The organism is Deltaproteobacteria bacterium HGW-Deltaproteobacteria-18 (genome assembly GCA_002841885.1).
Taxonomy (GTDB): Bacteria; Desulfobacterota; Desulfovibrionia; order Desulfovibrionales; family Desulfomicrobiaceae; genus Desulfomicrobium.
This window is the reverse complement of sequence record PHBE01000019.1, coordinates 64,195-71,792: the sequence shown is the minus strand read 5'-3', so window position 1 is coordinate 71,792 and position 7,598 is coordinate 64,195. Positions and strand designations below refer to the sequence as shown.

Annotated in this window: 7 protein-coding genes; 5 read left to right on the top strand and 2 right to left on the bottom strand. The window is 61.9% G+C overall.

Features of this window, described 5'->3' with window-relative positions:
* Positions 1-294: 294 nt before the first annotated feature.
* Together CVU60_15555 and rsfS are read right to left on the bottom strand one after the other, a co-directional pair.
* Complete coding sequence (locus CVU60_15555) at positions 295-1,827, bottom strand: 2,3-bisphosphoglycerate-independent phosphoglycerate mutase (protein PKN40559.1); 1,533 nt, start codon at positions 1,825-1,827, stop codon at positions 295-297.
* Positions 1,824-2,186 (bottom strand): ribosome silencing factor, encoded by a 363-nt coding sequence (rsfS, locus tag CVU60_15550; GenBank protein ID PKN40558.1) that lies wholly within the window; start codon positions 2,184-2,186, stop codon positions 1,824-1,826. Before rsfS ends, CVU60_15555 begins: the two co-directional genes overlap by 4 nt.
* A 278-nt stretch (positions 2,187-2,464) precedes the next feature.
* Here rsfS and CVU60_15545 point away from each other — a divergent pair, with 278 nt between their 5' ends.
* From CVU60_15545 to CVU60_15525, 5 genes are all read left to right on the top strand, one after another.
* The gene (locus tag CVU60_15545; protein PKN40557.1) at positions 2,465-3,766 is read left to right on the top strand and encodes a phenylacetate--CoA ligase; all 1,302 of its coding nucleotides are present in this window, start codon (positions 2,465-2,467) and stop codon (positions 3,764-3,766) included.
* 51 nt (positions 3,767-3,817) lie between these two features.
* Entirely contained in the window at positions 3,818-4,249 is a 432-nt protein-coding gene (locus CVU60_15540; protein PKN40556.1) for an amino acid-binding protein, read from the top strand.
* Between the two features lie 202 nt (positions 4,250-4,451).
* On the top strand, positions 4,452-5,345 hold the full coding sequence (locus tag CVU60_15535) for a radical SAM protein (GenBank protein ID PKN40555.1): 894 nt from the start codon (positions 4,452-4,454) through the stop codon (positions 5,343-5,345).
* Positions 5,346-5,398: 53 nt separating this feature from the next.
* Complete coding sequence (locus CVU60_15530) at positions 5,399-6,349, top strand: NAD(+) diphosphatase (GenBank protein PKN40554.1); 951 nt, start codon at positions 5,399-5,401, stop codon at positions 6,347-6,349.
* A 133-nt stretch (positions 6,350-6,482) separates the two neighbouring features.
* Positions 6,483-7,598, top strand: coding sequence for a pyridine nucleotide-disulfide oxidoreductase (locus CVU60_15525; GenBank protein PKN40553.1), 1,116 nt, complete (start codon positions 6,483-6,485; stop codon positions 7,596-7,598).

Below are 7,598 nucleotides of genomic sequence, written 5' to 3'. Positions count from 1 at the left end.
TGATGACGCACCACAGTACCGTGACGGGCGCGGGTTGGGCCGGCCAGGTTGCTTCGACTGTCTGACCGAGCCAGGCATCGTTGGCGGAATCGTTGCCCTGCGTCCTGCCCCGCTTTTACGCCCTGCACGCAACGATTGCGCCGTACGAGGCCCGCGAGGAAGTTTCGAAGCGGCCTGACCGGACCAGCCCGTGACCGCCTCTCCGTCTTCCCTTCCTCCTCCCAAAAAAAACCGCCGGTTTCCCGGCGGATCGCCCCCACTGCAACGGGGCATTTTCTCAACCACAAACCCTGATCAAAGCGGCAGCAGCAGATTCTCCCCGGTCATCTCCACGGGCTTTTCAATCCCCAGTATGGCAAGAATGGTCGGAGCCACGTCGGCCAGGCGGCCGTCGCGCACCCTGAAATTCCCCGGCCCCACGTAGACGAAGGGCACCGGGTTCAAACTGTGGGAGGTCTTCACGTTGCCCAGTTCGTCGAGCATGTCTTCGGCGTTGCCGTGGTCCGCCGTGACCAGAAGCGTGCCGCCAAGCCCCGTCATGCAGTCCAGGACCCGCCCCAGGCACTGGTCCACGGCTTCGCAGGCCTTGATGGCGGCCGGGATGACCCCGGTGTGTCCGACCATGTCAAGGTTGGCGAAATTGCAGATCACCATGTCGTAGTTTCCCGACTCCAGCGCCGTCACAAGTGTGTCCGTGACCTTGTAGACGCTCATCTCCGGCTTGAAATCGTAGGTGGGCACGTCTTTGGGCGAGGGCAGAAGCTCGCGGTCCTCGCCGGGAAAAGGCGTTTCCTGACCACCGTTGAAGAAATAGGTCACGTGGGCGTATTTTTCCGTCTCGGCCGTGCGCAGCTGGCGCAGGCCCCGTTCGGAAACGACCTGGCCCAGGATGCGGTCCAGGCTGACCGGCGGAAAGAGCACGGGCAGGCCAAAATCCTTTTCGTAACGGGTCATGGTCACAAAATGCGACAGCGCGATTTTGCGCGGCCGCGCGAACCCGGTGAAACCATCCTCGGTCAGCGCACGGGTCAATTCCCGAGCCCGGTCGGCCCGGAAATTGAAAAAAAGCACAGCGTCGCCGGCGCCGATCAGGCCAGAAGGCTGACCGTCCCTCAGAATCACGCGGGGCTTCACGAACTCGTCGTTCTCCCCGGCTGCGTAGCCGTCGCTCACGGCGTCAGCCGCGCTCAGTGCGGTCAGCCCACGGCCTTCGGTCATGGCCGCATAAGCCAGCTCGACCCGCTCCCAGCGCTGGTCCCGATCCATGGCGTAGTAGCGCCCGGAGACCGAAGCGATGCGCCCCGCACCCATGCGGGCCAGATCAGCCTCGAGCGCCTTTATGTAGCCCAGCCCGCTGCGCGGCGGAGTGTCCCGGCCATCCAGAAAGGCGTGAACGCAGATGTCCGTCACGCCCTGATCGCTCAGGGCCTTTATCAGGGCCACAAGATGATCCTGCATGCTGTGCACGCCGCCGTCGGAGACCAGGCCCATGAGATGCACACGCCCCGAGGCCCCCCTGGCCGCGTCCGCAAGCTCGGCCAACACGGGGTTTGCTGCCAGGGAACCGTCCTCGATGGCCAGGTTGATGCGCATGATGTCCTGATAGACGATGCGCCCCGCGCCGAGGTTCAGATGCCCGACCTCGGAGTTGCCCATCTGCCCGTCAGGCAGACCGACGTCCCGGCCCATGCACTTGAGCTCTCCCTTGGGGTGGCCCCCGAGGAGCGAGTCCATGTTCGGGGTGCGGGCTTGGCTAACGGCGTTCCCCGGTCCGGGAGCGGCCTTGCCCCAGCCGTCAAGGATGAGGAGCACGCAGGGCTTTTTCATTTCCCTTCCCCGGCCGTCACGCTCGCGGGCAGCTCGAGAGCCGTGGCATTTGAGTACAGCCCTTCGACGTTGTACATGGATCGCATCTCGTCCTGAAAAACATGCACGATGACGTCGTTGCAATCGACCAGCACCCACTGCCCGCTCTGCATGCCTTCGACACCGAAAAATTCCCATTTCCTTTCCGCCAGCTTCTGCATGACTTCATCCGCCAGGGACTGGGCATGCTTGGCCGATCTGGCCGTGACAAAGATCATGGTCTCGGTCAGGGGGGAAAATCCCCGTACATCCAGAGCCTTGATGTTTGTTCCCTTCTTGTCCGAAAGCCAGGTCACTATCTGTTCAATCTTTTCTTCCATAAGGTTCGCTTACACTCCATATGCTATTTTATCGCTCAAACTCATATTTTCTACGTCAATTCTCCATGCAGGGCAATGAGGCAAACCTTGACGAATGCGGCGGGTCAAGGCATAGATCTGCAATGCAGTATATTATCGATTCAGACCTTTTCCCGATATTTAGAAGCCCCTTCGGTGAGGGGGCCACGGTGTAGCGCACGCCGCGCGAATGATTCCAATTGCCGTGAACAGCCCCTTGTTCACGGCTTTTTTCATTTTTTTTACCTGGAGGATCAGCCATGCTTTACGACGTTTCGAACGAAACCATGCCCCGGGAAGAACTTGAGGCCCTGCAACTCAGGCGGCTCAAGGCCATGGTTGAAAAGGTCTACTACAACGTGCCCTTCTATCAGGGCAGATTCAACGAAATGAACGTCCGGCCGGAGCAGATCCGCTCCCTGGACGACCTCAAGTACCTGCCCTTCACCGAGAAGCAGGACCTTCGCAACAACTATCCCTTCGGACTCTTCGCCGTGCCCCGCGACAATGTCGTGCGCGTGCACGCCTCCTCCGGCACCACGGGCAAGGCCACCGTGGTCGGCTACACCCAGCGCGACGTGAACACCTGGGCCGAGCTGATGGCCCGCTCGCTCATGTGCGCCGGAGCCAGCCGCCGCGACATCGTGCACAACGCCTACGGCTACGGCCTCTTCACCGGGGGCCTCGGCATGCACTACGGCGTGGAGCGCCTGGGCGCGACCATCCTGCCCATCTCCGGCGGAGGCACCAGGCGTCAGGTCATGCTCATGCGCGACTTCGGCTCGACCATCCTGTGCAGCACCCCGTCCTACGCGCTCTTTCTGTACGAATCCATCATCGCCGCAGGAATGAGCATCGATGACTTGAAACTCCACACAGGCATCTTCGGAGCCGAACCCTGGAGCGAAAAAATGCGCGCCGAGATCGAATCCAAGCTGCAGATAAAGGCCCTCGACATCTACGGCCTTTCCGAGATCATGGGCCCCGGCGTTGGGATGGAATGCTGCGACGCGCAAGACGGCCTGCACATCTGGGAAGACCATTTCCTCATCGAGATCATCGACCCTGAAACGGGCGAGCAACTGCCGCTGGGCGAGTCCGGCGAACTGGTCATCACCACCATCACCAAGGAGGCCCAGCCGCTCATCCGCTACCGCACCCGCGACATCACGCGCATCGAGGCCATTCCCTGCCGCTGCGGCCGCACGCACCGTCGCATCTCGCGCATCCAGGGCCGCAGCGACGACATGCTCATCATCCGCGGCGTGAACGTGTTCCCGCAGCAGATCGAGACCATCCTGCTCGAAACCCAGGGCGTGGCCCCGCATTACCAGCTCATCCTGACCCGTCAGGGCAGCCTGGACATGCTCGAGGTCAAGGTCGAGGTGGACGAAAAGCTCTTCTCGGACGAGATCAGGCATTTACAGCGTATCGAAGCCAAGATACAAAAAAATATCAAGGAATTTCTGGGCGTCACCGCCAAGGTGACCCTGTCCGAGCCGCAGAGCATCGAACGCTCCGAAGGCAAGGCCAAACGCATCATCGACCTGCGCAACTCGTAATCAACAGGGCCGGTGCCACCGGGCGCCCCCCACCCCAGACCGGGAGGAATCATGAAAGTTGAACAGATTTCCGTTTTTCTGGAAAACAGAGCCGGCCGTCTGGCCGAAGTGACCAAAACACTGGCCGAAAACCAGATCAATATCCGCGCCCTGTCCCTGGCCGACACCTCCGATTTCGGCATCCTGCGCCTCATCGTGACCGACAACGAAAAGGCCAAGGAAGTGCTCAAGGCCAAGGGTTTCACCGTGGGCCGCACCAATGTCGTGGCCGCCGAAGTTGGCGATCGCCCCGGCGGACTGCACTCCATCCTCGAAATGCTCAACGCGGGCGGGGTGAACGTGGAATACATGTACGCCTTCGTGACCCAGAGCGGCCGCAACGCCATCCTCATCTTCCGCTTCGACCGCACGGACCAGGCCATCGAGGTGCTGCAGAAGAACAGCGTGCGCATCCTCTCCGGAGACGAACTCTACACCCTTTGATTTCCGGTCGCGCCGTGCCCAAGCCAAGGCCGGCCATTTTGGCAGCCAAACCCGGCCCTCGTCCCGCGACGGGGGCTTTTTCGTCCACAAGGGAAAAACACGTGCGAGCCTCCCTGCCCATGCCTGCCAACACCTGGCCGAACATTGCCGCGCCCAGTCCCACGTCATCCATTCCGGAACGGGCCTGGACAAGGGAGCGCGCATGACCGCCGCCCGGTCCTTCCGCTTTTCGCGCGTCTATGTCGAGATCACCAACATCTGCAATCTGCGCTGCGATTTCTGCGTCGGAACGACACGCCCTCCCGCTAGTATGGACCCCGGCTTTTTCAAAAAAGTCCTGGACCAGCTCACTGTGCTCACGGACCAGGTCTGCCTGCATGTCATGGGCGAACCGCTCCTGCACCCGCACCTTGAAGCCATCCTCGACATCTGCGCGGCGGCAGGGATGAAAGTCAACCTGACCACCAACGCCGCCCTGCTGCACGGCAAGACGGACATGCTGATGCGGGCGCGGGCCCTGAGGCAGGTCAATTTCTCCATGCAGTCCCTGCGCCGGGGCGAAGGACCTGACCACGACACCCTGGACAGAATCCTTGAATTCAGTCTGCGCGCGGCGGACCAGCGGCCCGAACTCTTCATCAACTTTCGGCTCTGGACCCTGCAAGGCCTCAAGTCCGGCGAACACAACCAATTCAACGCGCCCATCCTTGAGCGCATCGCGGGCGCCCTTGATCGCGAAATCCGGCTTCCGCAGCCGGGACGCAAGAGCGCAAGGCTGAGGGACCGCATCTACCTGCACACGGATACGGTCTTCGAGTGGCCGGGCGACCTGACCACCCAGGAAAGATCGCGCGGGTTCTGCCACGCCCTGTCCACCCACTGCGCCATCCTGGTCGACGGCACGGTCTGCCCGTGCTGCCTTGACGCGGATGCGAGGCTCGCCCTCGGAAACCTCCACGACGACCTTTTGACCACCATTCTGGACTCGCCAAGGGCCCGGGCCATGGCCGCGGGTTTCGCGGCGAACATGCTTGCCGAGGAGGTCTGCCGCCACTGCACCTATTGCCGCAGGTTCAAAAGCAGGGCACAACGCTAAGGTCCGCCCCGCGCACAACCCGCGCCGAACACGAAGCCCCATCCGAGTGCCGCATGGATCATTACTCCCGCTCTGCCCGCAACACCTTTTCCGGACTGGTCCTGAACCGCAAGGGAGTACAACCTCTCGATGCCCCGGACTGGGAGAAAAGCCTGACGTCGGAACGCGCCGTCTATGTCGTGGTCCGGGGAGACGAGATCCTCTTTGACGGGACCCGGCTCGAACCCCTCTTCCTGGCCCCGCCGATGCTTGGCGAATGCGACCGGGCCCATCTGCAGGCCATGCTCCTGGGCGATGACGAGAGCTGCTGCTATTTCGCCATCAACATCGAACGCCTCCCGGCGGACACGATCCAATGCCTGAGCAGCCTCGGGACCTTCATCCCCTTGCGCCGGCACGCGGCCGTGCTGCCGAGGCAGATGGCCGCCCTGCTCGGGTACGCCCGCTCCGTCGCGGGCTGGCACAGCCAGGCCCGCTACTGCGGCCTGTGCGGGCACCCCACCATGCCGAAACCCGGGTCCCCGGCGCAGACCTGCACCAATCCGGACTGCGGTGCGGTGCATTTTCCACGCGTCAACCCGGCCATGATCGTCCTGGTGCACCACAAGGACAGTCACGGCGACAGGTGTCTGCTTGGCCGCCAGCCCCTCTGGCAACCACGGGTCTACTCCGCCCTCTCCGGCTATGTGGAACCCGGAGAAAGCGCCGAGGACGCGGTCCTGCGCGAGGTCATGGAAGAGACGGGCATCAAGGTGTGCGACATTCACTATCTTTCCTCCCAGCCCTGGCCTTTTTCCGGTTCGCTCATGCTCGGCTTTCATGCCCGCGCGACCACCACCGAAATTCACCTCGACGAGGCCGAACTCGAGGACGCCCGCTGGTTCACACGCCACGAGATCCCGGCCCTGCTGGACTCCGGGGAGCTGGCCCTGCCCTCGGCCGAAACCATCGCCCGGCATCTCTTCGACGCCTGGTATCATGGCGACGAAACCTGCATGGACTGAATGCTTGCCGCCCGCTGCCGACAAGCCGATGCGGCAGTACGGACCGGGCCAGATCATTGCATCCACCCGGAGATTATGGTTAAACATATGAAAGCAAATGGCCTGTTCCGAAATATCACCACGGGAGAAAACCATGGGTAAAAAACTGCTTCTGGCCGGAGGCGGCCACGCACATATGACCATCCTGGCCCACATGCGGGATCTGGTCCGGGAAGGACACGAAGTGACCGTAGTCCAGCCGTCCGATTTCCACTATTATTCCGGCATGGGCCCGGGCATGCTCGGCACGACCTACACTCCGGACGAGATCCGCTTCGCCACCCGTCAGGTTGTCGAGAGCATGGGCGGAACCTTCGTGCGGGACAAGGTCGCGCACATAAACGCCGAACAACGCGAGGTCACCCTGGCTTCCGGCCGCACCCTCGGTTACGATGTGCTGTCGTGCAACGCGGGCAGCTTCATCCCCTTCGACAACATCCACGGCGACACGTCGAACATCTTCACGGTCAAGCCCATCGAACGGCTGCAGGAAGCGCAGCGAGCCGTGATATCCCTCTGCGCGACCAGGACAAGGCCTCATGTTGCCGTGGTCGGCGGCGGTCCGGCCGCGCTTGAAATCGCGGGCAATGTGCGCAAGCTCGCCAAGCTGCGCGGGCGGCACGCGCCGCAAATCACCCTCTTTGCAGGACGCGAACTCCTTGGCCGCTTTCCGGAAAAGATCCAGACCATGGCCAGGGAGTCCCTCACCCTCCAGAATATCACCATCAATGAAGACGGCTACGTGGACGAAATCCGCAATGGCGTAATCATCCAGAACGGAAAGCACCATCACCCGGACCTCGTCTTCGTGGCCACGGGCGTTCGTCCCTCGCGACTTTTTGCCGACTCGGGACTGCCCACAGGGAAAACTGGCGGCCTGCTGGTCAACGAATGGCTGCAAAGCGTGCAACACCCCGAAATTTTTGGAGGTGGCGACTGCATCGATTTCGAGCCCGGGCCGCTGGACAAGGTCGGCGTCTATGCCGTGCGCGAAAACCCGGTTCTGCTGCGCAATGTCCGCGCCAGCCTGAACGGGACCAAGCTGCAGCGCTTTGATCCCGGCGGAAAATACCTGCTCCTCTTCAACATGGGCGACGACACGGCCATTTTCAGCAAGGGACCGCTCATGTTTCGCAACTGGCTGGGATTTTTACTCAAAGACTATATTGATCGACGCTTCATGCGCCATTTCCAGGCTCTTGAACGCTGA

Bases quoted from the DNA above. Each gene is read 5' to 3' on its own strand.
- CVU60_15530 (PKN40554.1), top strand. From the start codon at position 5,399: ATGGATCATTACTCCCGCTCTGCCCGCAACACCTTTTCCGGACTGGTC.
- CVU60_15555 (PKN40559.1), bottom strand. From the start codon at position 1,827: ATGAAAAAGCCCTGCGTGCTCCTCATCCTTGACGGCTGGGGCAAGGCC.
- CVU60_15540 (PKN40556.1), top strand. From the start codon at position 3,818: ATGAAAGTTGAACAGATTTCCGTTTTTCTGGAAAACAGAGCCGGCCGT.
- CVU60_15545 (PKN40557.1), top strand. From the start codon at position 2,465: ATGCTTTACGACGTTTCGAACGAAACCATGCCCCGGGAAGAACTTGAG.
- rsfS (PKN40558.1), bottom strand. From the start codon at position 2,186: ATGGAAGAAAAGATTGAACAGATAGTGACCTGGCTTTCGGACAAGAAG.
- CVU60_15525 (PKN40553.1), top strand. From the start codon at position 6,483: ATGGGTAAAAAACTGCTTCTGGCCGGAGGCGGCCACGCACATATGACC.
- CVU60_15535 (PKN40555.1), top strand. From the start codon at position 4,452: ATGACCGCCGCCCGGTCCTTCCGCTTTTCGCGCGTCTATGTCGAGATC.